The organism is Sphaerimonospora thailandensis (genome assembly GCF_016863115.1).
Lineage (GTDB): Bacteria > Actinomycetota > Actinomycetes > Streptosporangiales > Streptosporangiaceae > Sphaerimonospora > Sphaerimonospora cavernae.
In genome coordinates, this window is record NZ_BOOG01000007.1 from 135,587 (window position 1) to 161,089 (window position 25,503).

Sequence of the window (25,503 nt, forward strand, 5' to 3'; positions counted from 1 at the left end):
ATGGTCGTCGACGCCTCGATCGTTTTCCGCCTGCTGGCCAACGTGAAAGGCGACGATCTCCTTCGGCGACGGTTGACCCGGAAGCTGCACGCACCGGCGCTGATCGACGTCGAGATCGCGTCCGTGGTGCGTGGACATGTGATCACCAGTAAACCGGAGGTGCGCATCTCAGCGGATCGGGCCGCAACCATGCTGGAACGCTACGCGCAGCTTAAGATCGTCCGGCATTCCATGTTGCCCTTGCAGCCACGAGTGCTGGAGCTTCGGAACAATCTCACCGCCTATGACGGCATGTATGTCGCCCTCGCGGAACTACTCGGGGTGCCGCTGCTCACCGACGACGCGAAGTTCGCAGGTTCGACCGGACACCGCGCGGAGATTCACCGCTATCCGCCGCCATGGCAGGCCGATCAGCCGCCCGAGGGCGGTTAGACCGTTCGGCCCGGCAGGCGGCGGACGCCGACGGCTACTCCGGGGCGTAGGCGAGGTTGGGGCGCAGCCAGTGTTCGATCTCCGGCAGGGGGAGGCCGCGCCGTACGGCGTAGTCCTCGACCTGGTCCCGGTTGATCCGTCCCACGGTGAAGTAGCGCGACGACGGGTGAGCGAAGATCAGCCCGCTGACGGCGGATCCCGGGGTCATCGCGCCGGACTCGGTCAGGCCCATGCCGACCCGCTCGGCGTCGAGCAGGTCGAACAGGATCCGCTTCTCGCTGTGGTCGGGACAGGCGGGGTAGCCGAGCGCCGGGCGGATGCCGCGGTAACGCTCGGCGTGCAGGTCCTCGATGAGCGGGTCGGCGTCGGGCTCGAACCAGGCCCGCCGCGCCTGCAGGTGGACGTGCTCGGCGAACGCCTCGGCCAGCCGGTCGGCCAGCGCCTTCACCATGATCGCCCGGTAGTCGTCGTGCTCGGCCTCGAACTCGGCGGCGAACTCGTCGGCGCCGTGGATGGCGACGGCGAACCCGCCGAGGTGGTCTCCGGCCGGCGCCAGGTAGTCCGCGAGGCACCGGTTGGGCCGGCCCTCGGGCTTGACGGTCTGCTGCCGCAGCATCGGCAGGCGTACGGCATCGCCCGTGCCGGTCTCGATCACGATGTCGTCGCCGTCCGAGCAGGCGGGCCAGAAGCCGTACGCGCCGTGCGCCCGCAGCCGGCCGCCCGCGATGATCCGGTCGAGCAGGGCGTTGGCATCGTCGTAGAGTTCGCGGGCCACCGGCTGGTCGAGAATGGCGGGGAACTTGCCCTTCAGCTCCCAGGCGAGGAACAGGAACTGCCAGTCGATCATCGCGCGCAGCTCCGCGAGGTCGGGCTGGACGATGCGGACACCGGTGGAGTCCGGCACGGGCAGGTTCTCGAACTCGACCCGCTCGGGGTTGGCGCGAGCCTGCGCGAGGGTCAGCATGGGCTGGTGCCGCCGGTTCTCGTGCTGCTCACGCAGCCGCTCCTGCTCGGCCAGGTTGCGCGTGACCAGTTCTTCGGCGCGTTCCGGGTCGAGCAGGTCCGACACGACGCCGACCACGCGGGAGGCGTCGAGCACGTGGACCGTCGGGCCGTCGTAGGCGGGGGCGATCCGGACGGCGGTGTGCTGGCGTGAGGTCGTGGCTCCGCCGATCAGCAGCGGCAGCTTCAGGCCGCGGCGGCGCATCTCCTCGGCGACGGTGACCATCTCGTCCAGCGATGGGGTGATCAGCCCCGACAGGCCGACGGCGTCGGCGCCCTCGGCGACCGCGGTGTCGAGGATGACGCTCGCCGGGACCATGACGCCGAGGTCGACGACCTGGTAGTTGTTGCAGCCGAGGACGACGCCCACGATGTTCTTGCCGATGTCGTGCACGTCGCCCTTGACGGTGGCGAGCACGATCTTTCCGCTGCCCTTGCCGCTGTCGGCGCTGACGCCGAACTTGAGCTGGGCCTGCTCTTTCTCGGCCTCCATGTACGGCTCCAGATAGGCGACCGAGCGCTTCATCACCCGGGCGCTCTTGACGACCTGCGGCAGGAACATCTTCCCGGAGCCGAACAGATCACCCACGATCTTCATGCCGTCCATGAGCGACCCCTCGATGACGTCGAGTGGGCGGGCCGCCCGCTGCCGGGCCTCCTCCGTGTCGGCCTCGATGAAGTCGACGATGCCGTGCACGAGCGCGTGCGCCAGCCGCTTCTCCACGGGCGCGTCCCGCCAGGCCAGGTCGACCGTACGGCGGGACGCGGTCCCGCTCACCGTCTCGGCGAACGTGACGAGCCGGTCGGTGGCGTCGGGCCGCCGGTCGAACAGCACGTCCTCGACGAGCTCCAGCAGGTCGGCGGGGATGTCCTGGTAGACGGCGAGCTGCCCGGCGTTGACGATGCCCATGTCCAGGCCGGCCCGCACGGCGTGGAGGAGGAACGCCGAGTGCATCGCCTCCCGCACGGTCTCGTTGCCCCGGAAGGAGAACGACAGGTTGGAGATGCCGCCGCTGGTCCGCGCGCCGGGACAGCGCTCCTTGATGAGCGGCAGGGCGTCGATGAACGCCTTGGCGTAGCCGTTGTGCTCGGCGATGCCGGTGGCGACCGCGAGCACGTTCGGGTCGAACACGATGTCCTCAGCGGGGAAGTGCGCCTCCCGCGTGAGCAGGTCGTAGGCGCGGCCGCAGATCTCCACCTTGCGCTCGACGGTGTCGGCCTGGCCGCGCTCGTCGAAGGCCATGACCACCACGCCGGCGCCGTAGTCCCGGATGACCCGCGCCTGCTCCAGGAACGGGCCCTCACCCTCCTTGAGGCTGATCGAGTTGACGATGCCCTTGCCCTGCACGCACTTGAGCCCGGCCTCCAGCACGCTCCACCGCGAGCTGTCGATCATGATCGGGATGCGGGCGACCTCGGGCTCGGTGGCGATCAGGTTCAGGAACGTGGTCATCGCCTGCTCGCTGTCGAGCAGGTCGGCGTCCATGTTGACGTCGAGCACGTTGGCCCCGCCGCGCACCTGGTCCAGTGCGACCTCGACGGCGGCCTGATGGTCGTCGGATTCGATCAGGCGGCGGAAGCGCTTCGACCCGGTGACGTTGGTGCGCTCCCCGATCATCACGAACCCGGTGTCCGCGCCGATCTCGAACGGCTCCAGGCCGCTGAAGCGGGTGGTGGCCGACGGGTCGGGGGCCTGACGCGGCGGCAGGCCGGACACCGCGGCCGCGATCCGCTCGATGTGCTCGGGGGTGGTGCCGCAGCAGCCGCCGACGGCGTTGACCATCCCCGCCGTGGCGAACTCGCCGAGCAGCCCTGCCGTCTCGTGCGGCGTCTGGTCGTACCCGCCGAACGCGTTCGGCAGGCCGGCGTTGGGATGGCAGGCCGTGTAGGTGCCGGCCAGCCGGGACAGTTCGGCGACATGCGGGCGCATCTCCTCGGCGCCCAGGGAGCAGTTGACCCCGACGACCAGCGGGTCGGCGTGCTCGATCGAACGCCAGAACGCCTCGACGGTCTGCCCCGACAACGTGCGTCCGCTCAGGTCGACGATCGTCACCGAGATCCACAGCGGCAGCTGCGGAGCGACGTCGCGGGCCGCCGCGATCGCGGCCTTGGCGTTGAGCGTGTCGAAGATCGTCTCGATCAGCAGCAGGTCGACGCCGCCCTCGGCCAGCGCCTGGATCTGCTCCGCGTACGTCTCACGAACCTGGTCGAAGGTGACCGCCCGGTAGGCGGGGTCCTCCACCCGGGGGGAGAGCGAGAGCGTGACGTTGAGCGGCCCGACCGACCCGGCGACGAAACGCCCGCCGGCCTCGTCCGCCGCCTGGCGGGCCAACTGCGCGCCCCGCAGGTTCATCTCCCGCACCAGCGACTGCAGCCCGTAGTCGGCCTGGCCGATGCTGGTCGCGGTGAACGTGTTCGTCGTGGTGATGTCGGCGCCCGCCGCCAGATATCGCCGGTGGACGTCGAGGATGAGGTCCGGCCGCGTCAGGTTCAGCAGGTCGGGGTCGCCGGTGACGTCACGCGGGTGGTCTCCGAGCAGCTCCCCGCGGTAGTCGGCCGGGGTGAGCCCGGCGCCCTGGAGCATCGTCCCCCAGGCCCCGTCGAGCACCGCGATCCGCCGATCCAGCAGCTCCCGCAGGGCCCGCGTACGGATGTCGGCTCGGTCGTCGTGCTTGGAACGTGTGTTCACCGGTCGCCTCCCGGTTCTCGGGAGGCGCCCTTGACGAAACGTCGCCCGGCCGAGCGTGGCGGGCGTCAGCCCGTTGCAGCGCCTCTCGACCGGGACCTCAACCGTACCGAAAGGTGACCAGAAAAATCTACTTCGTTAATGGGGAATCGAAAGCGCTGGGCACCGGTGCCCTACGCTTCGAGGCGTGGGCAAGAACAACAAGAGCAGGGGTGGCCAGGGCACTCCGGCGACGGTGGCGCTGACCAAGGCGGGCGCAGACTTCACCCTCCACACCTATGAGCACGATCCGAACGCGCAGGCGTACGGCGAGGAGGCCGCCGACGCGCTCGGCCTGCCGTACGAGCGGATCTTCAAGACTCTCGTGGCCGAGACCGAACGCGGGATGGCCGTCGCGGTCGTCCCGGTTGCGGGCAAGCTCGACCTGAAGGCGTTCGCCTCCGCCCTGCACGGCAAGCGCGCGACGATGGCCGAGGCCGCCAAGGTGGAGCGGACCACCGGCTACGTCGTCGGCGGCATCAGCCCGCTCGGCCAGCGCAAGCAGTTGCCCACGGTCGTCGACGAGTCCGCGCTCGGCTTCGAGACCATCTACTTCTCGGCCGGACGGCGCGGCCTGCAGATCGAGACGACTCCCGCCACCCTCGTCGAGCTCACCGGCGCCTTCGTCGCCTCGATCTCCAGAACCGACTGAGGGGGCTCTGTGGGAGCTGTGGTCGCGCCGCGCGGGCGGCTGCTGCTCGTCCTGCGGTTCGCCTTCGACGGCGAGCGCATCAGCGCCATCGACGTCACCGGCGACCCCGCCCACCTGCGCCGGACCTGGATCGGCGTCATCCGAGGTCCGCTGGAATGAGCCGGAAGCTGGGGGTCTGGCTGTGTAGGGGGCGAATAACGCGAAAGTGACGATGGTCGAGAGTGAGGATGGAATCGGTTCGATAGCGGTCTGCGAGAATGACGTTGATCGCGTCGGTGAGGCCGATGTTGAGGTCGGCGTACTTGGCCAGCAGGGGACGGGCTGCGAGTAGGTCTTCTTCACCGATGGTGGGGATTTCGAAGCCGCCGTTGGTGAGGGCGTCGATGGCCTGGAGTGATCCGGCGGCCCCCAGGCGGCTGGCCAGCATGTAGTCGACCTCGGCCAGGACCAGGGGAGAGACGACGGGTGGCTCGTCGGCTTCGGCCAGTGCGCTGCGCACCTTGTGATGTGCGGGATGCTTGGCGGCCATTCCGGCGAGCAGTCCGGAGGTGTCAGCGATCAGACGTGGCATCGCTGTCCTCTAGATCGCTCCATGAGAAGCCGTCGGCACCGAACCCCGCGGCGAGTTCCTCCTCCACGCGATCAGGCAACGAGGCGTCCAGGGCGTCGAAGACGGGCAAGGTGGCTGTGGGCCTGGCGGGCTCGTCTGCGAGCAGACGGTCGATTGCTTCTCGGATCAACTCTGCCTCACTACGGTGGCGACGGCGAGCCGCCTGAGACAGGCGATGCTTCGCGTCAGAGGACAGATAGACCGTAGTACGCATCATACTCATGACATATATGGTACCTGCGGACCTCAGCCTGAAAAAGGCCAGTCCTCAGCGGAAGAATTCCTCTTCTGATCGTTTGACGGGGGGCGGGGAGACTCGGATACGACAGCGTCCGTTTGGTGGGACCTCCGACCGGGACCAGGCCGAGGACTGTGCCGTACGGCGTCAGGGATCAGGGGGAGACCGTCCGGATGCGGAGGATCTTGGCGAGGAACATGACGCCGGTGACGAACAGTACGGGTCCGATGAGCTGCCCGACCAGGTAGAGGCCTTCGGCCGGAAGCGGCGCCACACGTTTGATCGGACTTTGTCAGTCGATGGCGGGAGTGTGCCGGGAGAGAAGGATCACATGCGGGTGGTCGCCGATGGTGCCAGGGGGGTCGTCGGCGGGCAAGTCTGCCTGTTCGGCGGGCTGGCCGTGTGCGTCGCCCTGCGGCCGGAGGGTCTGGGCGCCAACCACGGCATGAGCTGCTACGGCCGGTCGAGGTCGCGCGACGATAGCAAAATTGTGTTTTACTCGTCACCCTGAGTCACAGGCTATGCTATAGATGCATAGTACTATGCATCTATGCGGGAGCCGTCACCCATGCTGCTGCCCCTGCTTCGCTCCAGAGCGGTGGGCGAGTTGCTCGCTTGGCTCTATCTCCATCCGGAGGGCGAGTACTCAACGACCGATCTTGCCGCACGAACGGGTACGTCGCAGTCGACAGTGAGCCGTGAGGTAGACCGGTTCACCAGTGCTGGGCTGACGGTCGAAAGGCGGCATGGCAACCTCCGTCTTATCCGCGCCAACAACGACACGATCGTCGCGAAACCGCTCACTGATCTGTTGGCGGTGACTTTCGGTCCTGCCGCGGTCCTGCCGCCCCTCCTCCAACCGCTCTCGGGCATCGACGAGGCGTACATCTACGGTTCCTGGGCCGCCCGCTACGCGAACCAGGCCGGGCCTCCCCCTCGGGACGTCGACGTCCTCATCGTCGGTACCGCAGACGACGACGAACTTTACGACGCGGCGCGAATCGCTGAGGGCATCCTCGGTCGTGAAGTGAACATCAGCCGAATCTCGCGGGCATCATGGATCGAAGACGTCGACAACCCGTTCGTGAAGTCCCTGCGGAGCAGACCTCTCTATCCCCTCCAAATTGCGAAAAGGGCCGCGTCATGAGATGGACGCAAGGGCGCGACAAGATCGACGCGATGCTGGCTTCGGGACAGATGGAACGCGTGCCCCCAAGCCGAGAGCACGCCGAAACCCTGCTCGACCAGGGCACCGGTCCGACACTCCAGAGATCACCTACGACGATGTCGTACAGGACCTGGCAAGGGCTGAGGAGTTCCTGGCGCTCGCCGTGAAAGTTCTGGACCAGATGAGCCCATATTGAGTTGAGGGCTTGCTGCTGGATGGTCCCCAATAGACCTACGACGTCGGCCCCGCGCTGCCCCGGACTACGGGAGCCGTTCCCGTCAAGCGCCGGTCATCCGGTGGGCGAGACCCTGTGCCCGCATGGTGGACGGGAAGAAGGAGTGGCTGCCGGTTCTCCGTAGACTGTTACGGTGATTTCCCGTATCGACCTGCGCGGCTCCCTGCCCGGGGACCTGCGCGACGTGCTGCCCCGCGCCGAACTCGACGTCGAGGCCGCCCTGGAGAAGGTGCGGCCCATCTGCGAGGAGGTGCGCCATCGCGGTGCGGCAGCCGTACGGGAGCTGACCGCGAAATTCGACGGCGTCGAGCTGGAGCGCGCCCGCGTGCCCGCCGCCGAGCTCGACCGGGCCCTGACCGCCCTGGACCCGAGGGTGCGCGCCGCGCTGGAGGAGTCGATCAGGCGGGCCCGTCTGGTCCACCGCGATCAGCGCCGCACCGACACCGTCACGAACGTCGTGCCCGGCGGCACCGTCACCGAGCGGTGGGTGCCGGTCGGCAGGGTCGGGCTGTACGTGCCGGGCGGCCGGGCCGTCTACCCCTCCAGCGTGGTCATGAACGTGGTCCCCGCCCAGGAGGCGGGGGTGCCCTCGCTCGCCGTCACCTCCCCTGCCCAGGCGAACAGGGCCCAGGCGGACTTCGGCGGCCTGCCGCACCCCACGATCCTCGCCGCGTGCGCGCTGCTCGGGGTCGACGAGGTGTACGCCGTGGGCGGCGCGCAGGCCGTGGCGATGTTCGCGTACGGCACCGAGGAGTGCCCGCGCGCCGACATGGTGACCGGGCCGGGCAACATCTGGGTGGCCGCGGCCAAGCGGCTGCTCAAGGGCCGCATCGGCATCGACTCCGAGGCCGGGCCCACCGAGATCGCGATCCTCGCCGACGAGACCGCCGACCCCGTGCACGTCGCCGCCGACCTGATCAGCCAGGCCGAGCACGACGTGATCGCCGCCTCCGTGCTGGTCACCACCAGCACCGCGCTGGCCGACGCGGTGGAGAAGGAGTTGCCCGGCCAGGTGGCCGCGACCCGTCACGCCGAGCGCGTCACCGAGGCGCTGGCCGGCCGGCAGTCCGGCATCGTGCTGGTGTCGGACATCGAGGACGGGCTGGAGGTCGTCGACGCCTACGCCGCCGAGCACCTGGAGATCCAGACGGCCGACGCCGCCGCGGTCGCCGCCCGGGTGCGCAACGCCGGGGCGATCTTCGTCGGGCCGTACGCCCCGGTCTCCCTGGGCGACTACATGGCCGGGTCCAACCACGTGCTGCCGACCGGCGGCTGCGCCTGCCACTCCTCCGGGCTGTCGGTGCAGACGTTCCTGCGCGGCATCCACGTCGTCGACTACACCCGCGAAGCGCTCGCCGAGGCCGCGCCGTACGTCTGCGCGCTCGCCGACGCCGAGGACCTGCCCGCACACGGCGCCGCGATCCGCGCCCGGTTCGACTGGAACATCCCCTCATGACCCTTGACGATCTGCCGCTCCGCGACGACCTGCGCGGCAAGCAGCCGTACGGCGCGCCGCAGCTCGACGTGCCCGTCCAGCTCAACACCAACGAGAACCCCTACCCGCCGTCGGCGGCGCTGATCGACGATCTCGCCCGGGCCGTACGGCACGGCGCCGCCACGCTCAACCGCTATCCCGACCGGGACGCGGTCGAGCTGCGCAAGGACCTCGCCGACTACCTCGGCCACGGCCTGACGGCCCGGCAGGTGTGGGCGGCCAACGGATCGAACGAGATCATCCAGCAGATCCTGCAGGCGTTCGGCGGCCCCGGGCGGTCGGCCATCGGCTTCGAGCCGTCCTACTCCATGCATCCGATCATCTCGGGCGCCACCGGCACCCGCTGGATCGAGGCCGCCCGCGACGAGGGCTTCGCGATCGACCCCGAGGCCGCCGCCGCGGACATCCGCCGTCACCGCCCCGACGTGGTCTTCCTGACCTCCCCGAACAACCCGACCGGTACGGCGCTGCCGCTCGACGTGATCGAGCACGTCCTGCGGGCGGCCCCCGGCATGGTGGTGGTCGACGAGGCCTACGCGGAGTTCGCCAGGGAGGGCACGCCGTCGGCGCTGGCACTGCTGGCGGACCATCCTCGGCTGATCGTCACACGGACCATGTCGAAGGCGTTCGCCATGGCCGGGACCCGCCTGGGCTACCTGGCCGCCGACCCGGCCGTCATCGAAGGGCTGTTGCTGGTCCGCCTGCCGTACCATCTGTCGACCCTGACCCAGGCGGCCGCGCGGGTCGCGCTCGCGCACCGCGCCGAGCTGCTCGGCACGGTCGACGCGCTGCGCGCCGAGCGCGACGCCACGGTGGACTGGCTGCGCGGGCTCGGTCTTACGGTCGCCGACTCGGACGCGAACTTCGTGCTGTTCGGGCGGTTCCCCGACCGGCACGCCGTCTGGGAGGCGCTGCTGGAACGCGGGGTGCTGATCAGGGAGACCGGCCCGCAGGGCTGGCTCAGGGTGTCGATCGGCACACCGGAGGAGATGGCGGCCTTCCGCGCCGCCCTGGAAGCCGCCCTGGAAGGGGTCATCAAATGAGTGTCGAGCGTCGGGGCCGGGTCGAGCGCAGCACCAAGGAGACGTCCGTGCTGGTCGAGGTGGGGCTCGACGGCACCGGCATCGTCGACGTCTCCACCGGAGTGGGGTTCTTCGACCACATGCTGGCCCAGATCGGCAAGCACGGGCTGTTCGACCTGACGGTGAAGACCGAGGGCGACCTCCACATCGACTCACACCACACGATCGAGGACACCGCCCTCGCGCTGGGCGCCGCGTTCCGCGAGGCCCTGGGCGACAAGTCGGGCATCCGGCGGTTCGGCACCGCGTCCTGCCCGCTGGACGAGGCGCTCGCCCAGGTCACCGTGGACCTGTCCGGCCGGCCGTACCTGGTGCACACCGAACCGGCGGGCATGGCCCCCATGATCGGGCCCGAGTACGACACCACGATGACCCGGCACATCTTCGAGTCGTTCGTCGCGCAGGCGGCGATCTGCCTGCACGTGCACGTGCCGTACGGGCGCAACGCCCACCACATCGTGGAGGCGCAGTTCAAGGCCCTGGCGCGGGCCCTGCGCGAGGCCTCGGAGCGGGATCCGCGGGCGAGCGGCGTCCCCAGCACCAAGGGCGTGCTCTGATGACCTTCGCCTCGGTCGGAATGATCTTCGTCGGCCTCTTCCTGGTCGGCGGGGTCATCTCCGGGCTGCGGCAGGGAATCAAGCCGCTGGCGGTGCTGTCCGGTGTGGGAGCTGTGCTGGCGATCACCGCGGGGGTGATGTGGTGGGAGTGAGAAAGCGCGTGGTCGTGCTCGACTACGGCTCGGGCAACCTCCGCTCGGCCGAGCGGGCGCTGGCGCGGGCGGGCGCCGACGTGACGGTGACCGCCGACTTCGACGTGGCGCTCGACGCCGACGGCCTCGTGGTCCCCGGCGTCGGCGCGTTCTCCGCGTGCATGGAGGGACTGCGGCGGGTGCGCGGCGAGCAGATCATCGGCCGCCGCCTGGCCGGCGGACGTCCCGTGCTCGGCATCTGCGTCGGCATGCAGATCCTGTTCGAGAAGGGCGTCGAGCACGGCGTCCACACTCCCGGCTGCGGCGAGTGGCCCGGGGTCGTCGAGCGGCTCGATGCCCCCGTGCTGCCCCACATGGGCTGGAACACGGTGGCGGCTCCCGCCGGCTGCGCCCTGTTCCGCGGCCTTGACGCCGGCACCCGCTTCTACTTCGTGCACTCCTACGGGGTGCGGGAGTGGCGCCTGGAGGCGGGCCCCGGCTTCGCCGAACCCCTCGTCGCATGGACCGAGCACGGGGGGCCGTTCGTGGCCGCCGTCGAGAACGGGCCGCTCATGGCGACCCAGTTCCATCCGGAGAAGTCCGGAGACGCGGGAGCCGTCCTTCTGTCGAACTGGCTCGGCACGCTGTGACCCTGTTTCCTGAACCCATGCTGTGAACCTGTACCTGGCGGTGCCCGTCCTAATCGTAGGGTCCGCTGATCCCGGTGCTCGGCACCATCGTCTCTGACCGGAGGTCGTGTTCCAATGTCGCTCGTATTGCTCCCAGCCGTGGACGTCGCGGACGGCCAGGCCGTCCGCCTGGTGCAGGGGGAGGCGGGGACGGAGACCTCGTACGGGGATCCGCTGGCCGCCGCGCTCGCCTGGCAGGAGGCCGGCGCGGAGTGGATCCATCTGGTCGACCTGGACGCGGCGTTCGGCCGGGGCGGCAACCGTGAACTGCTCGCCTCGGTGGTCGGGCGGCTGGACGTGGACGTCGAGCTGTCCGGCGGCATCCGCGACGACGAGTCGCTGGCCGCCGCGCTGGCCACCGGCTGCCGCCGGGTCAACATCGGCACCGCCGCGCTGGAGGATCCGGCCTGGTGCGCCAAGATCATCGCAGAGCACGGCGACCGCGTCGCGGTGGGCCTGGACGTCCGGGGGACCACGCTGGCCGCCCGCGGCTGGACGCAGGAGGGCGGCGACCTGTGGGAGGTGCTCGACCGGCTGGAGTCCGAGGGCTGCCCGCGCTACGTGGTCACCGACGTCACCAAGGACGGCACGCTCCGCGGCCCGAACATCGACCTGCTGCGGCAGGTCTGCGCCAGGACCGAGCGGCCGGTGATCGCGAGTGGCGGCGTGTCGTCGCTGGACGACCTGCGCGCGCTCGCGACGCTCGTACCGGAGGGCATCGAGGGCGCGATCGTCGGCAAGGCGCTGTACGCCCAGGCGTTCACGCTGGAAGAGGCGCTGGCGGCGGTGAGCGCCCGATGAGCGGTGATGCCGACGCGCACGGCCGCATCTTCTCGGGAGGCCCCTGGGAGGACCGGTACGGCTACGCCCGCGCCGTCGTCGCCGGGCCGTACGTGCTGGTGTCGGGCTGCACCGCCACCGTCGGAGGCGAGGTCCAGCACGTGGGCGACGCCTTCAACCAGACCCTCACCGCCATCTCCATCGCGCTCGACGCGGTCGAGAAGGCGGGCGTCTCGATCGACGACGTCGTCCGCACCCGGATGTTCGTGGTGAACGCCGCCGACTTCGACGAGGTCGGGCGGGCGCACGGCCAGGTGTTCGGCGCGGTACGGCCCGCCTGCACGAGCGTGCAGGTCGCCGGGCTGGTCGACCCCCGGATGCTGGTCGAGGTGGAGGTCGAGGCATATCGGGTCGATCGAGGAGAGGAAACGCGATGACGGTCGCCGTTCGGGTCATTCCCTGTCTCGACGTCGACGGAGGCCGGGTCGTCAAAGGGGTCAACTTCGAGAACCTCCGCGACGCCGGTGACCCGGTCGAACTGGCCCGGCGCTACGACGCCGAGGGGGCCGACGAGCTGACGTTCCTGGACATCACCGCCTCGTCCGGGGAGCGGGAGACCATGCTGGAGGCGGTCCGCCGTACGGCCGAGCAGGTCTTCATCCCGCTGACGGTCGGCGGGGGCGTGCGCACGGTCGAGGACGTGGACCGGCTGCTGCGCGCCGGGGCCGACAAGGTCGGGATCAACACGGCCGCCATCGCCCGGCCCGAGCTGCTGACCGAGGCGTCCCGCCGGTTCGGGGCCCAGTGCATCGTGCTGTCCGTGGACGCCCGCAGGGTCGTCGACGGGCCGCCCACCCCGTCGGGGTTCGAGGTGACGACCCACGGAGGCCGCCGGGGCACGGGCATCGACGCGGTCGAGTGGGCGGCGCGGGCCGAGGAGCTCGGCGTGGGGGAGATCCTGCTCAACTCGATGGACGGCGACGGCACGAAGTCGGGATACGATCTGGAGATGATCCGGGCCGTCCGCGCCGCCGTCTCCGTGCCGGTGATCGCATCCGGCGGCGCCGGCAGCCTGGCGGACTTCCCGCCCGCGATCGAGGCCGGCGCCGACGCCGTGCTGGCGGCATCGGTGTTCCACTTCGGCCAGCTCAAGATCCAAGAGGTCAAGGACGCACTGCGGTCCGCCGGCCACCCCGTCCGCTGACCCCCTTCGCACACCCCTTGCCGTGATCTTGCGATAACTCGCACGTGGGTGCCATGAGCAGGCATTTCTCGTTCCATGGTCTTGATCTGCGCAGGTCAGGAAGCCGCGTTGCGAGAATTCGCAAGATCACGGGGGTTGGGGGGATGGAGTGGCCGGGTGATGGAGGGATGACGGGGCCGGACGCGGAACCTGCTGACGTCTCGTAGAGTCTGAGATGATCACCGAATCGCCATCTCAGGAGACTCTCGAATGTCCGAACCCCTGGCGCAACCGGCCTCGCTCGAGGAGGTCCGCGGCCGGATCGACGAGATCGACGCGCGGCTGACCACCCTGCTGGCGGACCGTCAGCTACTGGTCCGGGCGGCGGCGGCCTTCAAGCGGGACGAGCGAGCCGTCCGCGCACCCGACCGGGTCGAGCGCGTGGTGGCGGCCGCGCGTGAGCGGGCCGCCCGCGGCGGACTTTCCCCCGATGTCGCGGAGGCGGTGTGGCGGGCGATGATCGGCGCCTTCATCGATTACGAACTCGCCGAGCACCGCGGTCGCCCTGATCAGGACGGCGGGCCGGCCGACATCATCCCAGCACCGAGGTGAAGAACGTCGCCAATCGCGACGCACCGGTGTTGACCGTCTCGAAGACGCCCTTCACGGCGGCCGCGGCCGCGTGCGGCTGGCTGTAGAGGTAGAAGCACACGAACGCGATGGCCGCGTACGTAAGAACCTTCTTGACCTGCATTGGGGAGCCTCCTGCAGTCAGTTTCCCGGCTGTTTGTACCCGGCGACTGAAATGATCATAACTAGCCGCGAGGACATGAGGCTCTACCGCCCCTCATTTCGCAACGAGAGAGGTGAAGAACGCCCCGAGGCGCTCGGCTCCCGTGGTGATGCCGCCGAACACGCCCTTCACCGCCGCGGCGGCATTGGCCGGCTGGGTGAACAGATAGAAGATCACAAAGGCGACGGCCAGGTAGGTCAGCACTTTCTTGGTGTTCATCCGGGGCTCCAACCATGATGCGTTGACCACATGCTGCCTCATGGAGCCAGGGCGATGTGGCTGATTCGCCTACCCGTGCGCGCGTGTCGGGTGAGTCGTCACATACCGAAACGGGTCCGCCGCAGGAGGTCCACCGCGGCGGCGTCGCCCGAGTAGGAGACCTCGGCATGCTCGCCGCGCCCGAAGGCGAACAGCGTGAGCTCGGCCGGCTCCCCGCTGACGACCACGGCGGGCTCGGCCCGCCTGCCCGCCGTCTTCTCCCCGTTCGTCCGGCCCTCACTCGTCCGGTGCAGCACGACGCCGACGGGGGAGCGGCGCAGCAGCAGCCGGGCGCCGGAGCGCAGCCGCTTCCACAGCAGGTCCTGCAGGTCCGCCGGGAGCGTGCGCCGCGTCCATCCGGGCTGGGCGCGGCGGACGTCCTCGTGGTGGATGAACAGCTCCACCGTGCCGATCAGCTCGTCGAGGCCGGGCAACCCGTACGGGGACCACGCCGGCGGCCCCTGCCGTACGAGATCGACGAGCTCGGGGTAGGGGTGCCGGGACGTGAGCCGTTCCTGTACGGATCGGGTGTAATCGGACAGGAACCGGATCGCGATGCCCGGAACGGCGTCGAGACGGCGCTCGCGGAGCGCGAGATGGGCGGCGAGGTCCTCGGTGGTCCAGCCCTCGCACAGCGTAGGGGCGCCGGGGCCGAGCCGGTCCAGCAGTTCGCAGAGCGCGGCGCGCTCCCGTCGGGCATGCGTCACGCGATCAGCCTAACTCTCCGCCGGAATAACCGATTGATCGCCGTGATTGGGAGGGACTAGGACCAAGGGCTGGGCGCCTGTCCGGCTGAGGGCCGATCCGCACACCGTCCCCGCGTGTGTAACGTCCCCTCCGTGGGCGCGTGAGCGCCCGGGTCTTTCCCCCGATCGAGAGGAAGCACGCCGCGTGACCGCAGAGTCCACAGAGTCCGAGGAGTCGAGAGCGTCGGCCCGCTCTGTCATGCTCCAGGGCCTTCGGGTGATCTGGGTGGCCGTCAGGGCGGAGCCGGGCGTGTTCACCGGCGCGGTTCTCGCCAGCGCGCTGTACGGTGCGATGACCGTGGCCTCCTCCTGGGCGCTGGGCTGGGCGACCGACCACGCCGTGCTGCCCGCGTTCGGCGGGGATGGCGGTGACGGCGGTGACGGCGGAGGGGCGGCCACGGGAGCGCTGCTTCTCGCCGCACTGTTCATCGTCGGCGTGGCCGTGTTCAAGGCGGCCGGCGTCATGGGACGGCGCATCCTCGCCGGGATCATGCAGTACCGCATGCAGGCGCGTTCCAGGCGTGAGGTGACCCGGCAGTACCTGCGGCTGCCGCTCTCCTGGCACCACAGGCATCCCACCGGTCAACTCCTGTCCAACGCCAACTCCGACGTGGAGGCGGCCTGGGGCCCGCTGGCGCCGCTGCCCATGGCCGTCGGAGTGATTGTGATGCTCGTGACGGCCGCCGTGGCGATCGTGCTCGTCGACCCCGTCCTCGCGCTCGTCGGATTCCTGATCTTCCCTGCGGTCGCCCTGCTCAACCTGGTCTACCAGCGCAGGCTGTCCCCGCTGGCGATGCGGGCCCAGCAGCTCAGGGCCGAGGTGAGCGAGGTCGCGCACGAGAGCTTCGACGGGGCGCTGGTGGTCAAGACGCTCGGTCGGGAGGACGCCGAGACCACGCGCTTCCAGGCGCGGGCCGACGAGTTGCGCGACGCGAACATCGCCGTCGGGCGGGTGCGCGGACTGTTCGACCCACTGCTGGAGGCGCTGCCCACACTCGGCGTGCTCGCCGTGCTGCTCGTCGGCGCGGCCCGCCTGAAGGCCGGCAGCGTGGCCACCGGCGACCTGGTCCAGGTGGCCTACCTCTTCACGCTGCTCGCCTGGCCGATCCGCGCGCTCGGCTGGGTGCTGGCCGAGCTGCCACGTAGTGTCGTCGGCTGGAGCCGGGTGCGCGAGGTGCTCGACGCCACCGGTTCCATGACGTACGGCGCGGCCGCGCTCGACGGCGACGGTCCCGCACGGGTGACGGCCGAGAACGTGCGGTACGGCTACGACCCCGCCTCGCCCGTGCTGAAGGGCGTGTCCTTCCGGATCGAGCCGGGGCGTACGACAGCCGTCGTCGGGCAGACCGGTTCGGGCAAGTCCACGCTCACCCAGCTCCTGGCCCGCCTGATCGACCCCGACCACGGCGCGATGCGGATCGACGGGACCGACCTGCGCGAGGTGGCCAGGGGCGGGGTGAGCGGCGCGGTGGCGCTGGTCCCCCAGCAGACGTTCCTCTTCGACGACACCGTGCGCGGCAACATCACGCTCGGCCTCGACGTGCCGGACGAGAAGATCTGGGCGGCGCTGCGGCTGGCCCAGGCCGAGGGGTTCGTCAGCGCGTTGCCGTCCGGGCTGGACACCCGTGTCGGCGAGCGCGGCGCGACGCTCTCCGGCGGCCAGCGGCAGCGTCTCGCGCTGGCCCGGGCGCTCGTACGGGAGCCGCGGCTGCTCATCCTCGACGACGCCACCTCCAGCGTGGACCCTCAGGTCGAGAAGCGGATCCTGCACGGCCTGCGGGAGGAGTCGGCCGAGTCGACCGTGGTCGTGGTCGCGTACCGGATGGCGACGATCGCGCTGGCCGACGAGGTCGCCTACCTGGAACACGGCACGGTGGCCGATCACGGGCCGCACGATGAACTGCTGGCACGGTGCGAGGGCTACCGCGCGCTGGTGACGGCCTACCAGCGCGAGGAGGCCGAACGGTCCGCGCTCGACGAAGCCGTCGCTGAGGCCGTCGACGAGGCCGTCGACACTGACGAGGAGGTTGTGGCGTGACCGCCGTGGATGAGACCGGAGGGGAGACCCTGCGGGCGGCCGAGCGGACCGCGGTGGAGACCATCCGCCATGGCCTGCGCCTGTCGCCGGAGTTCCGGCGCGGGCTGGCCGGGACCCTGGCGCTGGCCGTGCTGGCCACGATCGGGAAGATCATCGTGCCGGTCGCGGTCCAGCAGGTGATCGACCGGGGGCTGCGCGGCGGAACGCCCGACGTGCCGTTCATCAGGAACGCCGTCCTCCTGTGCGCGCTGGCCGTACTGCTGACCGCGCTGTGCGGCTACCTGATGAACGTCAGGCTCTACCGATCCACCGAGTCGGGGCTGGCCACGCTGCGCGGCAAGGGTTTCCGCCACGTGCACGACCTTTCCGTGCTGACGCAGAACACCGAGCGGCGCGGGGCCCTGGTGTCGCGGGTGACCGGTGACGTCGACCAGATCAGCGCGTTCATGCAGTGGGGCGGCCTGACAGTCATCATCGCGCTCGGGCAGCTCGTCGTCGCGACCGTGCTGATGGCCGTCTACTCCTGGCAGCTCACGCTGCTGGTCTGGGTGTGCTTCCTGCCGGTGATGTTCGCACTGCCCAGGTTCCAGCGCATGGTCTCGCGGGCGTACACGAAGGTGCGTGAGCGGGCCGGCGACGTCCTGGCCGCCGTGAGCGAGTCGGTCGTCGGCAGCGCCGTCATCCGGGCGTACGGCTCGGAGGACCGTACGGCCGAGCGGATCGACAGGGCGGTGAACGGCCAGCGCAGGGCGCAGACCCGGGCTCAGATGATCATCGGGTTCACGTTCCCGACCACGGAACTGGTCGCGGCCGTCGCCATCGCCGCGGTGATCATCCTCGGCGTCCACCTGGGCGTGGCCGGTTCGATCACGCAGGGGCGGCTCATCGCGTTCCTGTTCCTGATCACGCTGTTCATCAGCCCGCTGCAGACCGCGACCGAGGTGCTGAACGAGGCGCAGAACGCGATCGCGGGATGGCGGCGGGTCCTGGGCGTGCTCGACACGCCGGCCGACGTGGCCGACCCCGCCGACGGCGTGACGCTCCCGCGCGGCCCGATCTCGGTCGCCTTCGAGCGCGTCGGTTTCGCCTATCCCGGCGGACCGCCCGTGCTGCACGACGTCTCGGTGGAGCTCACGCCGGGTACGCGGATGGCGGTCGTCGGGGAGACCGGCTCGGGCAAGACGACGTTCGCCAAGCTGCTCACCCGGCTCATGGACCCCACATCGGGCCGCATCCTCGTCGACGGCGTCGACCTGCGCGAGGTCAGGTTCTCCTCACTGAGGGAGCGGATCGTCATGGTGCCGCAGGACGGCTTCCTGTTCGACGCGTCGCTGGCCGACAACATCCGGTTCGGCCGGCCGTCGGCGTCGGACGAGGAGATCAGGCTCGCCCTGACCGAACTCGGCCTGGCCGACTGGCTCGAGGGCCTCCCGGCCGGTCTGGGCACCCCGGTGGGGCAGCGCGGCGAGTCGCTGTCGGCGGGGGAGCGGCAGCTCGTCGCGCTCGCCCGCGCCTACCTCGCCGATCCCGACCTGCTGCTGCTCGACGAGGCGACCTCGGCCGTGGACCCCGCCACCGAGGTACGGCTCGCGCGGGCGCTCGACGGGGTCACCCGGGGTCGGACCGCCGTGTCGATCGCGCACCGGCTGTCCACCGCCGAGGCGGCCGACGAGGTCCTGGTGTTCCAGCACGGCCGGATCGTTCAACGCGGCCCGCATGCCGAGCTGGTCGAGCAGGACGGCGTCTACGCCGACCTCCACGCCTCCTGGGCCTCCGCCATCGGCTCCTGATCCCCGTACGCGCCGTCCCCCGGCGTGGTGGGACGGTCGGCCGGCTGCGGCAGAATTGGCCCATGGCCCTCGACCCGAAGATCGCCGAACGGCTCAAGCGCACGCCCGACGGGCTGGTGCCCGCCATCGTCCAGCAGCACGACACCGGCGAGGTGCTCATGCTCGCCTGGATGGACGACGAGGCGCTGCACCGTACGCTCACGACGGGCCGGGCGACCTACTGGTCGCGCAGCCGGGGCGAATACTGGGTGAAGGGCGACACCTCAGGGCACGTCCAGTGGGTCAGGCATGTGGCGCTCGACTGCGACGGCGACACGATCCTGCTCAAGGTCGACCAGGTGGGGGCCGCCTGCCATACCGGCGACCGCACGTGCTTCGATGCCGATGTGCTCAAGTCGACCATGCCCGCGGTGAACGCTCCCGGCCCGGACCCGAGCACGTGACGGGTTCCGACACGGCGGCGGCCCGTACGGCCCGGCGCTCACTGGTGATCTGGCTCGCCGTCTGCGCGGCGGGCGCCGGCCTCGTGCTGCTGGCGGCCGGCCGCACCTGGGTCACGGCCGTGTACGGCTCGGAACTCGGCCAGATCGGCTCGGGCAGGGTCGACCTCACCGGAGGCGATCTCGTGGCCTGGCTCACACCCGCCGCCCCGGCGGCGCTCGCGGCCACGGTGGCCGTGCTCGCGACCCGCGGCCTCGCCCGGCGGGTGATCGGCGTGACGATCGCCCTCTTCGGTGTCGCGATCGCCGCCGCCGCCTGGGAAGGGACCCGGGAGCAGACGATCGCCGACGCGGCCCGTGAGCACATCACGACGGCCCTGGTGTCCACCGGTTCCTACGCCATCGAGGGGCAGGCATGGCCGGCGGTCGCGGCGGCGGGCGGGCTCATCCTGGTGGCCGGGGGAGTGGCGACGGCGCTCAGAGGCGGGCGCTGGCCCGGAATGTCCGGCCGGTACGACCGTCCCGGAGGCGGGAGCCGTACCGCGGCGGGCGGCGGGGGGAAGACCGGCGAGCGGGCGATGTGGGACGCCCTCGACGAGGGCATCGACCCCACGTCTTCGTGAGTCTCTGACTTTCTGTGACTTTTGACTTACAGACGGGCCGCGATGTCGTATAACCGAAAAAAGCAGCCCAGCAGTGCCGTCTGGAAGTTTATGCGGGACCGGCTTTTGGGGTTCTCAACATTTAGGTCACAAGTCGCCCACAGAATGCGGTTTTATTCACGATTGCGGCTTGATGTCGCTAAACTTCCGGCCGTCCTCAATGATCGCACAGGAGCCGGCCATGGGTAACGAATATCTGCCGAGCGGCCCCGGAGACCTCGGTGTCCGGCCGCCCGGCGGCCAGTCTTCAGGCGGTTTCGCGGGCTAGCCCCGACCCGGGTTTCACCCGATCACCCCCCTTAGAACAGGAGCTCAGCAATGGCATATGACAACAACCCGGGCTACCCCCCGCCTCCGCCCGGCGCCTTCCCTCCGCCTCCGCCCGGCGGTCCCTTCGGCCCGACACCGCCCAACAACCACCTGGTCATGGCGATCGTCACCACGGTCCTGTGCTGTCTGCCGCTGGGTGTCGTGTCCATCGTCTACGCGACCCAGGTGAACTCGAAGTGGGCCGCCGGCGACTACCAGGGCGCCATGGCCGCCTCCGAGTCGGCCAAGAAGTGGTGGTTGGCCTCGCTGCTGACCGCGCTCGTGCTGTTCGTGCTCTACATCATCTTCGTGGTCGTACTCGGCGCGATCAGCTTCAGCACCTCCGCCTCGCTGGACTGATGACATCGAACGTCTACGCGCGGCGCGGCATGGACCGGGTGCGGTCCGTGCTCGCGCCGTTCGGCGTGGCGGCGGTCACCACGGCTGCCTTCGTCTACGTCGCATCCGTGGATCCGAACCAGCCCGGGCACTATCCCACCTGTCCGTTCCTTTTCCTCACCGGGCTGTTCTGCCCGGGGTGCGGCACGCTGCGCGCGATGCACGCGCTGGGACACGCCGACGTGATCGCCGCGATCGGGTTGAATCCGCTCGCCGTCGCCACGGCGCCGTTCCTCGCTTTCTGGTGGGCCCGCTGGACATTGCGATCATGGCAGGGACGGCCGGCGCGGACGAGCCTCGCGCATCCCGCGTACCTGTGGGCGTTCCTCGCCGCCGTGATCGTGTTCTGGGTCGTGCGGAACCTGCCCTTCGGGCGCTTCCTCGCCCCCTGAGAGCCGCCCAAGGGCCCCTTGGGGCTTCTTGAAGGGTCCCGGAACGACCCGGTGGCCGAGCGGCGGGCCGCAGACCGATACCATCGCAGGGCAGGACAGAGCAGTCGACCGGAGGGACCCTTACGCCGTGAGCGTTCTCGAGGACATCATCCTGGGCGTCCGGGAGGATCTCGAAGACCGGCAGAAGATCGTGCCGCTCGACGAGCTCAAGGAGCGAGCGGCGCGTGCCCCGCAGCCCCGGGACGCCTACGCCGCGCTCGGCGGCGACCGGGTCTCGGTGATCGCCGAGGTGAAACGATCGAGCCCGTCGAAGGGCGCGCTGGCCGCGATCGCCGACCCTGCGGCGCTGGCGGCCGACTACGAGGCGGGCGGCGCCCACGTCATCAGCGTGCTGACCGAACGGCGCAGGTTCGCGGGCACGCTGAGCGACCTCGCGGCCGTGCGTGCCGTCGTCGACGTGCCGATTCTGCGCAAAGACTTCATCGTCACCTCCTACCAGCTCTGGGAGGCCCGCGCACACGGCGCGGACCTCGCCCTGCTGATCGTGGCGGCCCTCGAACAGCCCGCGCTGGTCTCGCTGATCGAGCGGGCCGAATCGATCGGCCTGGCCCCGCTGGTGGAGGTGCACACCGAGGAGGAACTGGACCGGGCGGTCGACGCCGGGGCGAAGATCATCGGTGTCAACGCGCGGAACCTCAAGACGCTCGAGGTGGACCGCGACGTGTTCGCCAAGCTCGCACCCAAGATCCCGGAGGGCGTCATCAAGATCGCCGAGTCGGGGGTGCGTGGCCCGCACGACCTGCTGGCCTACGCGCGCGCCGGGGCCGACGCGGTGCTCGTCGGCGAGAGCCTGGTCACCGGCAGGGACCCCAGGGCGGCGGTCAACGACCTGGTGACCGCCGGCGCCCATCCGGCCTCCCGCCAGGACAGCGGACACTAAAAGGGACACGAGAAGCAGGCGTAACGAGAGCGCCGCTCCGCCGTACGGCACCGGGCGGAGCGGCCGCGTCAGGCGGAAGACGCACAGGCAAGGAGGCCATGTGACCGCGACGGAAGACACCTTGCGAACTTCCGCCAGTCTGGCGGAGGGGCTCACGCCCGCCGATTCGGCGGCGGGCGGGGCCCGCGGTGATGATCCGGACGCCCGCGGCAAGTTCGGCGTCTTCGGCGGCCGATTCGTGCCAGAGGCGCTCATCCCGGCATTGGACGAGGTGGCCGCCGAGTACGAGAAGGCCAGGAACGACCCCGCCTTCATCAGCGAGTTCGATCACCTGCTGCGGACCTACGCCGGCCGGCCGACCACGCTGACCGAGGTCCCGAGGTTCGCCGAGCACGCCGGCGGCGCGCGGATCGTGCTCAAGCGCGAGGACCTGACGCACACCGGCGCCCACAAGATCAACAACGTGCTCGGCCAGGCGCTGCTCACCAAGCGGCTCGGCAAGACCCGGGTGGTCGCGGAGACCGGCGCCGGCCAGCACGGGGTGGCCACCGCCACCGCCGCCGCCCTCATGGGCCTGGAGTGCGTCATCTACATGGGCGCCGTCGACTGCGAGCGGCAGGCGCTCAACGTCGCCAGGATGAAGCTGCTGGGCGCCACCGTCGTCCCGGTCGCCAACGGCAGCCAGACCCTCAAGGACGCCATCAACGAGGCGTTCCGCGACTGGGTCACCAACGTCGACCGCACGCACTACCTGTTCGGCACGGTCGCCGGCCCGCACCCGTTCCCCGAGATCGTCCGCGACTTCGCCCGGATCATCGGCGTCGAGGCGCGCCGCCAGATCCAGGAGCTCACCGGCCGGCTGCCCGACGCGGTCGCCGCGGCGGTCGGCGGCGGTTCCAACGCCATCGGCATCTTCCACGCCTTCGTCGAGGACGAGGGCGTCCAACTCCACGGGTACGAGGCCGGCGGACGCGGGGCGGACACCGACGAGCACGCCCTGACCCTGACCACGGGCAGCATCGGCGTGCTGCACGGCTCGCGCACGTACGTCCTGCAGGACGACGAGGGCCAGACGATCGAGTCGCACTCGATCTCGGCGGGGCTTGACTACCCCGGCGTGGGTCCCGAGCACGCGTGGCTGAAGGACTCCGGGCGGGCCACCTACCACGGCGTGACCGACGACGAGGCGATGGAGGCGTTCGCGCTGCTCGCCCGCACCGAGGGCATCATCCCCGCCCTGGAGTCGTCGCACGCGCTCGCGGGCGCGCTGCGGCTCGGCCGCGAGCTCGGCCCGGAGGCGACCATCCTGGTCAACCTCTCCGGCCGCGGCGACAAGGACATGGGCACCGCGATGAAGTACTTCAACCTCTGAGCGATCAGAACCGACAAAGGCGTTTGCGATGACGACTCTCCAAGCGGTGTTCGAGAAGGCGCGGGCCGAGGACCGGGCGGCCCTGGTCGGCTACCTGCCGGCCGGGTTCCCCACCAAGGACGGTGCGATCGCCGCCGCGACCGCGATGGTCGAGGCGGGCTGCGACGTGATCGAGATCGGTCTGCCGTACTCCGATCCCCTGATGGACGGCCCGACCATCCAGGACGCGGTTCACCGGTCGCTGGCCAACGGCACCCGCATCGCGGATGTGCTGCGCACGGTCGAGGGCGTGGCCAGGACGGGCGCGGCGACCCTCGTCATGACGTACTGGAACCCGGTCGACCGCTACGGCGCCGAGCGTTTCGCACGCGACCTGGCCTCGGCCGGCGGGGTGGGCACGATCACCCCCGACCTCACGCCGGAGGAGGCCGGGCCGTGGATCGAGTCGAGCAAGGAGGCCGGGATCGACACGGTCTTCCTGGTCGCGCCCAGCTCGACCGATGAGCGGATCGCCCGGGTCGCCGACTGCTGCACCGGGTTCGTCTACGCCGCCTCGCTGATGGGCGTGACCGGTGCCAGAGAGTCGGTCAGCGCCGCCGCGGAAGGTCTGGTGAAGCGGACCCGCTCGCACACCTCGCTGCCCGTCTGCGTCGGTCTCGGCGTCGGCAGCGGCGCCCAGGCGGCCGAGGTCGCGGCCTACGCCGACGGCGTGATCGTGGGCTCCGCCTTCATCCGCCGCATCCTCGACGCGCCGGACGAGGCGGCCGGCCTCGCCGCGGTGCGCGAGTTCGGCCGCGAACTCGCCGAAGGCGTACGACGCTGAGCCGACGACGTTGAGCCGACGACGCCGAGCCCGGTCACGCCGGCCGGGCCGTCGTCCCAGATCGGGTACGACTTTCGCCTCCAGGTAAAGCCCCCGCTTACCACGCGCTTATCCGGCACATGGTGAGCTGGGCCCCGGTACTGTTCAGTGGGTGTTTGCCTAACGGGGCGAGGAGACCATGGTTCAGTTGGCGTCCGACGCACACGCGTCTGATCGGTTGCCGTCCGCGCAGGGTCCGTTGCCGTGGGTGACGACCGCGGCCCGGCTGGTGCTGGGCGTCGTGCTGATCGTCGCCGGGGCGCTCAAGGTCGGTGCGCCCGCCACATCGGTGCAGGCGGTCCGTGCCTACGAGATGCTGCCCGAGAGCCTCGTCCAGATCGTGGGCCACGGGCTGCCGGCGGTCGAGATCGTCATCGGGGCGCTGCTGGTCCTCGGACTGCTCACCCGGGTGGTCGGGGTGATCTCCGGCCTGGTGATGGCCGCGTTCGTCGTCGGCATCGCCTCGGCCTGGGCGCGCGGACTGCGGATCGACTGCGGCTGCTTCGGCGGCGGCGGGCAACTCGCCGACGGGCAGGACCCGAACTACTTCTGGGATCTTCTGCGGGACTTCGGACTACTGGCATGCGCCGCCTGGATCGTGGCGAAGCCGCCGGGCCGGCTCGCGTTGGACTCCGCGCTCGGCCTCACGGGCTCGCCGGCGCCGGACGACGACGAGGACGACGGTTCCGCCGACGCGGACGATTCCAGCAGTGAGAACGGCAGGCAGGGAGAGATTTCGTGAGCAAGCGGACGAGCGAGGCGGCCAGGGCGCGCATCGCGGCACAACGTGAGGCCTACCGCAAGCAGGAGCGGCGCAGGCGGCTCACCATGGTCGTGACGGTGGGCGTGGTCGCCGTGGTCGCCGTGGGCATCGGTTGGTGGTCCATCGCTCAGAGCAAGTCGGAGGAGGTCGCCGGGAACCTGTCACCGATCGGCCTGCAGTCGGACGGCACGGTCGTGATGGCCAAGCCCGGGGTCACGAGCCCGGTGGTCGACGTCTACGAGGACTTCCAGTGCCCGGCCTGCCGGCAGATGGAGGAGACCAGCGGCCCGACGCTGAAGAACCTCGCGACGGAGGGCAAGGCCAAGGTCGTCTATCACATGATCACGATCTTCGGTCAGGAGCCGGCCAAGTCCAACTCGCTGCGCGCGTCCTCGGCCGCCCGGTGCATCCCCGACGGCGACAAGTGGCTTGCCTTCCATGAGAAGCTCTACGAGAACCAGCCGTCCGAGACCGCGACCGGCTTCACCCTCGATCAGCTCGTGAAGTGGGGCAAGGAGGTCGGCGTCACCGACTCCGGGTTCGAGAGCTGCGTGCGGGAGCAGCGGAACGTCGCCGCGCACCAGGAGTTCAGCAACAAGATCCTGGGCGAGAAGAAGATTCAGGGAACGCCCACCGTGATGGTCAACGGCAAGCCGCTGGACTCCAACACCTCGTTCGTGCCGAGTGCTCTGCGGGACGCCATCGTCAACGCGGCCAAGGGCTGATCCGCATGAGTGCCGTGGTACGCCACGAATCGGCT

General features: G+C 70.2%; 30 protein-coding genes and 1 riboswitch. Of the genes, 24 read left to right on the plus strand and 6 right to left on the minus strand.

The features are described from left to right. Complete coding sequence (locus tag Mth01_RS02545; RefSeq protein WP_239089307.1) at positions 1-432, plus strand: type II toxin-antitoxin system VapC family toxin; 432 nt, start codon at positions 1-3, stop codon at positions 430-432. Positions 433-466: 34 nt separating this feature from the next. Here Mth01_RS02545 and metH read toward each other — a convergent pair whose 3' ends face one another. Beyond that, positions 467-4,123 (minus strand): methionine synthase, encoded by a 3,657-nt coding sequence (gene metH, locus Mth01_RS02550; RefSeq protein WP_239089279.1) that lies wholly within the window; start codon positions 4,121-4,123, stop codon positions 467-469. A gap of 15 nt (positions 4,124-4,138) precedes the next feature. Continuing rightward, positions 4,139-4,216, minus strand: a riboswitch (S-adenosyl-L-homocysteine riboswitch). A 91-nt stretch (positions 4,217-4,307) separates the two neighbouring features. Between metH and ybaK the strand changes: the two genes are divergently transcribed. Together ybaK and Mth01_RS02560 are read left to right on the plus strand one after the other, a co-directional pair. Next, positions 4,308-4,811: a Cys-tRNA(Pro) deacylase gene (gene ybaK / locus Mth01_RS02555; RefSeq protein ID WP_239089280.1), complete on the plus strand. Its 504-nt coding sequence runs from the start codon at positions 4,308-4,310 to the stop codon at positions 4,809-4,811. A 9-nt stretch (positions 4,812-4,820) separates the two neighbouring features. Continuing rightward, positions 4,821-4,970 (plus strand): hypothetical protein, encoded by a 150-nt coding sequence (locus Mth01_RS02560; protein WP_204010498.1) that lies wholly within the window; start codon positions 4,821-4,823, stop codon positions 4,968-4,970. Here the strand turns inward: Mth01_RS02560 and Mth01_RS02565 are convergent. Beyond that, the gene (locus tag Mth01_RS02565) at positions 4,948-5,382 is read right to left on the minus strand and encodes a PIN domain-containing protein (RefSeq protein WP_204010501.1); all 435 of its coding nucleotides are present in this window, start codon (positions 5,380-5,382) and stop codon (positions 4,948-4,950) included. The two genes, Mth01_RS02560 and Mth01_RS02565, sit on opposite strands and share 23 nt — an antisense overlap. After that, a complete protein-coding gene (locus tag Mth01_RS02570; protein WP_204010503.1) occupies positions 5,363-5,644 on the minus strand; it encodes a ribbon-helix-helix domain-containing protein in 282 nt (93 codons plus the stop codon). The genes Mth01_RS02565 and Mth01_RS02570 overlap by 20 nt, the downstream gene beginning before the upstream one ends. Before the next feature lie 583 nt (positions 5,645-6,227). Here Mth01_RS02570 and Mth01_RS02575 point away from each other — a divergent pair. From Mth01_RS02575 to Mth01_RS02620, 10 genes are all read left to right on the plus strand, one after another. Further along, the gene (locus Mth01_RS02575; protein ID WP_204010505.1) at positions 6,228-6,806 is read left to right on the plus strand and encodes a MarR family transcriptional regulator; all 579 of its coding nucleotides are present in this window, start codon (positions 6,228-6,230) and stop codon (positions 6,804-6,806) included. A gap of 389 nt (positions 6,807-7,195) precedes the next feature. Next, complete coding sequence (gene hisD, locus Mth01_RS02580) at positions 7,196-8,518, plus strand: histidinol dehydrogenase (protein ID WP_204010507.1); 1,323 nt, start codon at positions 7,196-7,198, stop codon at positions 8,516-8,518. Continuing rightward, the gene (locus Mth01_RS02585; protein WP_204010509.1) at positions 8,515-9,600 is read left to right on the plus strand and encodes a histidinol-phosphate transaminase; all 1,086 of its coding nucleotides are present in this window, start codon (positions 8,515-8,517) and stop codon (positions 9,598-9,600) included. Before hisD ends, Mth01_RS02585 begins: the two co-directional genes overlap by 4 nt. Beyond that, on the plus strand, positions 9,597-10,196 hold the full coding sequence (gene hisB, locus Mth01_RS02590) for an imidazoleglycerol-phosphate dehydratase HisB (RefSeq protein ID WP_204010511.1): 600 nt from the start codon (positions 9,597-9,599) through the stop codon (positions 10,194-10,196). Before Mth01_RS02585 ends, hisB begins: the two co-directional genes overlap by 4 nt. Beyond that, complete coding sequence (locus Mth01_RS02595) at positions 10,196-10,348, plus strand: hypothetical protein (RefSeq protein ID WP_204010514.1); 153 nt, start codon at positions 10,196-10,198, stop codon at positions 10,346-10,348. The genes hisB and Mth01_RS02595 overlap by 1 nt, the downstream gene beginning before the upstream one ends. Beyond that, a complete protein-coding gene (gene hisH, locus Mth01_RS02600; RefSeq protein ID WP_204010912.1) occupies positions 10,345-10,977 on the plus strand; it encodes an imidazole glycerol phosphate synthase subunit HisH in 633 nt (210 codons plus the stop codon). The genes Mth01_RS02595 and hisH overlap by 4 nt, the downstream gene beginning before the upstream one ends. Positions 10,978-11,091: 114 nt before the next feature. Continuing rightward, entirely contained in the window at positions 11,092-11,817 is a 726-nt protein-coding gene (gene priA, locus Mth01_RS02605; protein WP_204010516.1) for a bifunctional 1-(5-phosphoribosyl)-5-((5-phosphoribosylamino)methylideneamino)imidazole-4-carboxamide isomerase/phosphoribosylanthranilate isomerase PriA, read from the plus strand. Next, positions 11,814-12,233, plus strand: a complete 420-nt coding sequence (locus Mth01_RS02610; RefSeq protein WP_204010518.1) for a RidA family protein — start codon at positions 11,814-11,816, stop codon at positions 12,231-12,233. The genes priA and Mth01_RS02610 overlap by 4 nt, the downstream gene beginning before the upstream one ends. After that, positions 12,230-13,000 carry an imidazole glycerol phosphate synthase subunit HisF gene (hisF, locus tag Mth01_RS02615; RefSeq protein ID WP_204010520.1) on the plus strand — a complete coding sequence of 257 codons (771 nt, stop codon included), beginning with the start codon at positions 12,230-12,232 and terminating at the stop codon, positions 12,998-13,000. Before Mth01_RS02610 ends, hisF begins: the two co-directional genes overlap by 4 nt. 249 nt (positions 13,001-13,249) lie before the next feature. Next, positions 13,250-13,591 (plus strand): chorismate mutase, encoded by a 342-nt coding sequence (locus tag Mth01_RS02620; RefSeq protein ID WP_204010522.1) that lies wholly within the window; start codon positions 13,250-13,252, stop codon positions 13,589-13,591. Here the strand turns inward: Mth01_RS02620 and Mth01_RS02625 are convergent. The 3 genes from Mth01_RS02625 to Mth01_RS02635 all read right to left on the minus strand — a co-directional run bounded on the left by Mth01_RS02625 (position 13,572) and on the right by Mth01_RS02635 (position 14,737). Next, the gene (locus Mth01_RS02625; RefSeq protein WP_204010524.1) at positions 13,572-13,733 is read right to left on the minus strand and encodes a hypothetical protein; all 162 of its coding nucleotides are present in this window, start codon (positions 13,731-13,733) and stop codon (positions 13,572-13,574) included. The two genes, Mth01_RS02620 and Mth01_RS02625, sit on opposite strands and share 20 nt — an antisense overlap. Positions 13,734-13,826: 93 nt before the next feature. Next, a complete protein-coding gene (locus tag Mth01_RS02630; protein WP_204010526.1) occupies positions 13,827-13,991 on the minus strand; it encodes a hypothetical protein in 165 nt (54 codons plus the stop codon). Between the two features lie 98 nt (positions 13,992-14,089). Next, positions 14,090-14,737: a TIGR03085 family metal-binding protein gene (locus tag Mth01_RS02635; RefSeq protein WP_204010528.1), complete on the minus strand. Its 648-nt coding sequence runs from the start codon at positions 14,735-14,737 to the stop codon at positions 14,090-14,092. Between the two features lie 238 nt (positions 14,738-14,975). Between Mth01_RS02635 and Mth01_RS02640 the strand changes: the two genes are divergently transcribed. The 11 genes from Mth01_RS02640 (at position 14,976) to Mth01_RS02690 (ending at position 25,468) form a co-directional block, all read left to right on the plus strand. Beyond that, positions 14,976-16,814, plus strand: a complete 1,839-nt coding sequence (locus Mth01_RS02640; protein WP_204010915.1) for an ABC transporter ATP-binding protein — start codon at positions 14,976-14,978, stop codon at positions 16,812-16,814. Then, positions 16,811-18,604, plus strand: a complete 1,794-nt coding sequence (locus tag Mth01_RS02645) for an ABC transporter ATP-binding protein (RefSeq protein ID WP_204010531.1) — start codon at positions 16,811-16,813, stop codon at positions 18,602-18,604. Before Mth01_RS02640 ends, Mth01_RS02645 begins: the two co-directional genes overlap by 4 nt. 62 nt (positions 18,605-18,666) lie before the next feature. Further along, the gene (gene hisI, locus Mth01_RS02650) at positions 18,667-19,047 is read left to right on the plus strand and encodes a phosphoribosyl-AMP cyclohydrolase (RefSeq protein ID WP_204010534.1); all 381 of its coding nucleotides are present in this window, start codon (positions 18,667-18,669) and stop codon (positions 19,045-19,047) included. Further along, positions 19,044-19,667 carry a TIGR02234 family membrane protein gene (locus Mth01_RS02655; RefSeq protein ID WP_204010537.1) on the plus strand — a complete coding sequence of 208 codons (624 nt, stop codon included), beginning with the start codon at positions 19,044-19,046 and terminating at the stop codon, positions 19,665-19,667. Before hisI ends, Mth01_RS02655 begins: the two co-directional genes overlap by 4 nt. A 357-nt stretch (positions 19,668-20,024) precedes the next feature. Further along, entirely contained in the window at positions 20,025-20,375 is a 351-nt protein-coding gene (locus tag Mth01_RS02660; RefSeq protein WP_204010539.1) for a CD225/dispanin family protein, read from the plus strand. Then, complete coding sequence (locus Mth01_RS02665; RefSeq protein ID WP_204010541.1) at positions 20,375-20,806, plus strand: DUF2752 domain-containing protein; 432 nt, start codon at positions 20,375-20,377, stop codon at positions 20,804-20,806. The genes Mth01_RS02660 and Mth01_RS02665 overlap by 1 nt, the downstream gene beginning before the upstream one ends. 127 nt (positions 20,807-20,933) lie before the next feature. Next, complete coding sequence (gene trpC, locus Mth01_RS02670) at positions 20,934-21,746, plus strand: indole-3-glycerol phosphate synthase TrpC (protein WP_204010543.1); 813 nt, start codon at positions 20,934-20,936, stop codon at positions 21,744-21,746. A 139-nt stretch (positions 21,747-21,885) separates the two neighbouring features. Further along, on the plus strand, positions 21,886-23,118 hold the full coding sequence (gene trpB, locus Mth01_RS02675; protein WP_204010917.1) for a tryptophan synthase subunit beta: 1,233 nt from the start codon (positions 21,886-21,888) through the stop codon (positions 23,116-23,118). Between the two features lie 28 nt (positions 23,119-23,146). Next, positions 23,147-23,941, plus strand: coding sequence for a tryptophan synthase subunit alpha (gene trpA, locus Mth01_RS02680; protein ID WP_204010545.1), 795 nt, complete (start codon positions 23,147-23,149; stop codon positions 23,939-23,941). Between the two features lie 247 nt (positions 23,942-24,188). Continuing rightward, the gene (locus tag Mth01_RS02685) at positions 24,189-24,722 is read left to right on the plus strand and encodes a MauE/DoxX family redox-associated membrane protein (RefSeq protein WP_204010547.1); all 534 of its coding nucleotides are present in this window, start codon (positions 24,189-24,191) and stop codon (positions 24,720-24,722) included. Beyond that, positions 24,719-25,468 (plus strand): DsbA family protein, encoded by a 750-nt coding sequence (locus Mth01_RS02690; protein ID WP_239089282.1) that lies wholly within the window; start codon positions 24,719-24,721, stop codon positions 25,466-25,468. The genes Mth01_RS02685 and Mth01_RS02690 overlap by 4 nt, the downstream gene beginning before the upstream one ends. Positions 25,469-25,503 lie beyond the last annotated feature (35 nt).

Excerpts from the sequence above, each read along its gene's own strand:
- Mth01_RS02570 (WP_204010503.1), bottom strand. The coding sequence starts at position 5,644 with ATGAGTATGATGCGTACTACGGTCTATCTGTCCTCTGACGCGAAGCAT.
- trpA (WP_204010545.1), top strand. The coding sequence starts at position 23,147 with ATGACGACTCTCCAAGCGGTGTTCGAGAAGGCGCGGGCCGAGGACCGG.
- Mth01_RS02595 (WP_204010514.1), top strand. The coding sequence starts at position 10,196 with ATGACCTTCGCCTCGGTCGGAATGATCTTCGTCGGCCTCTTCCTGGTC.
- Mth01_RS02545 (WP_239089307.1), top strand. The coding sequence starts at position 1 with ATGGTCGTCGACGCCTCGATCGTTTTCCGCCTGCTGGCCAACGTGAAA.
- Mth01_RS02660 (WP_204010539.1), top strand. The coding sequence starts at position 20,025 with ATGGCATATGACAACAACCCGGGCTACCCCCCGCCTCCGCCCGGCGCC.
- hisF (WP_204010520.1), top strand. The coding sequence starts at position 12,230 with ATGACGGTCGCCGTTCGGGTCATTCCCTGTCTCGACGTCGACGGAGGC.
- Mth01_RS02640 (WP_204010915.1), top strand. The coding sequence starts at position 14,976 with ATGCTCCAGGGCCTTCGGGTGATCTGGGTGGCCGTCAGGGCGGAGCCG.
- Mth01_RS02620 (WP_204010522.1), top strand. The coding sequence starts at position 13,250 with ATGTCCGAACCCCTGGCGCAACCGGCCTCGCTCGAGGAGGTCCGCGGC.
- Mth01_RS02630 (WP_204010526.1), bottom strand. The coding sequence starts at position 13,991 with ATGAACACCAAGAAAGTGCTGACCTACCTGGCCGTCGCCTTTGTGATC.
- Mth01_RS02625 (WP_204010524.1), bottom strand. The coding sequence starts at position 13,733 with ATGCAGGTCAAGAAGGTTCTTACGTACGCGGCCATCGCGTTCGTGTGC.
- Mth01_RS02665 (WP_204010541.1), top strand. The coding sequence starts at position 20,375 with ATGACATCGAACGTCTACGCGCGGCGCGGCATGGACCGGGTGCGGTCC.
- Mth01_RS02610 (WP_204010518.1), top strand. The coding sequence starts at position 11,814 with ATGAGCGGTGATGCCGACGCGCACGGCCGCATCTTCTCGGGAGGCCCC.
- Mth01_RS02575 (WP_204010505.1), top strand. The coding sequence starts at position 6,228 with ATGCTGCTGCCCCTGCTTCGCTCCAGAGCGGTGGGCGAGTTGCTCGCT.
- Mth01_RS02565 (WP_204010501.1), bottom strand. The coding sequence starts at position 5,382 with ATGCCACGTCTGATCGCTGACACCTCCGGACTGCTCGCCGGAATGGCC.
- hisI (WP_204010534.1), top strand. The coding sequence starts at position 18,667 with ATGGCCCTCGACCCGAAGATCGCCGAACGGCTCAAGCGCACGCCCGAC.
- Mth01_RS02585 (WP_204010509.1), top strand. The coding sequence starts at position 8,515 with ATGACCCTTGACGATCTGCCGCTCCGCGACGACCTGCGCGGCAAGCAG.
- priA (WP_204010516.1), top strand. The coding sequence starts at position 11,092 with ATGTCGCTCGTATTGCTCCCAGCCGTGGACGTCGCGGACGGCCAGGCC.
- hisB (WP_204010511.1), top strand. The coding sequence starts at position 9,597 with ATGAGTGTCGAGCGTCGGGGCCGGGTCGAGCGCAGCACCAAGGAGACG.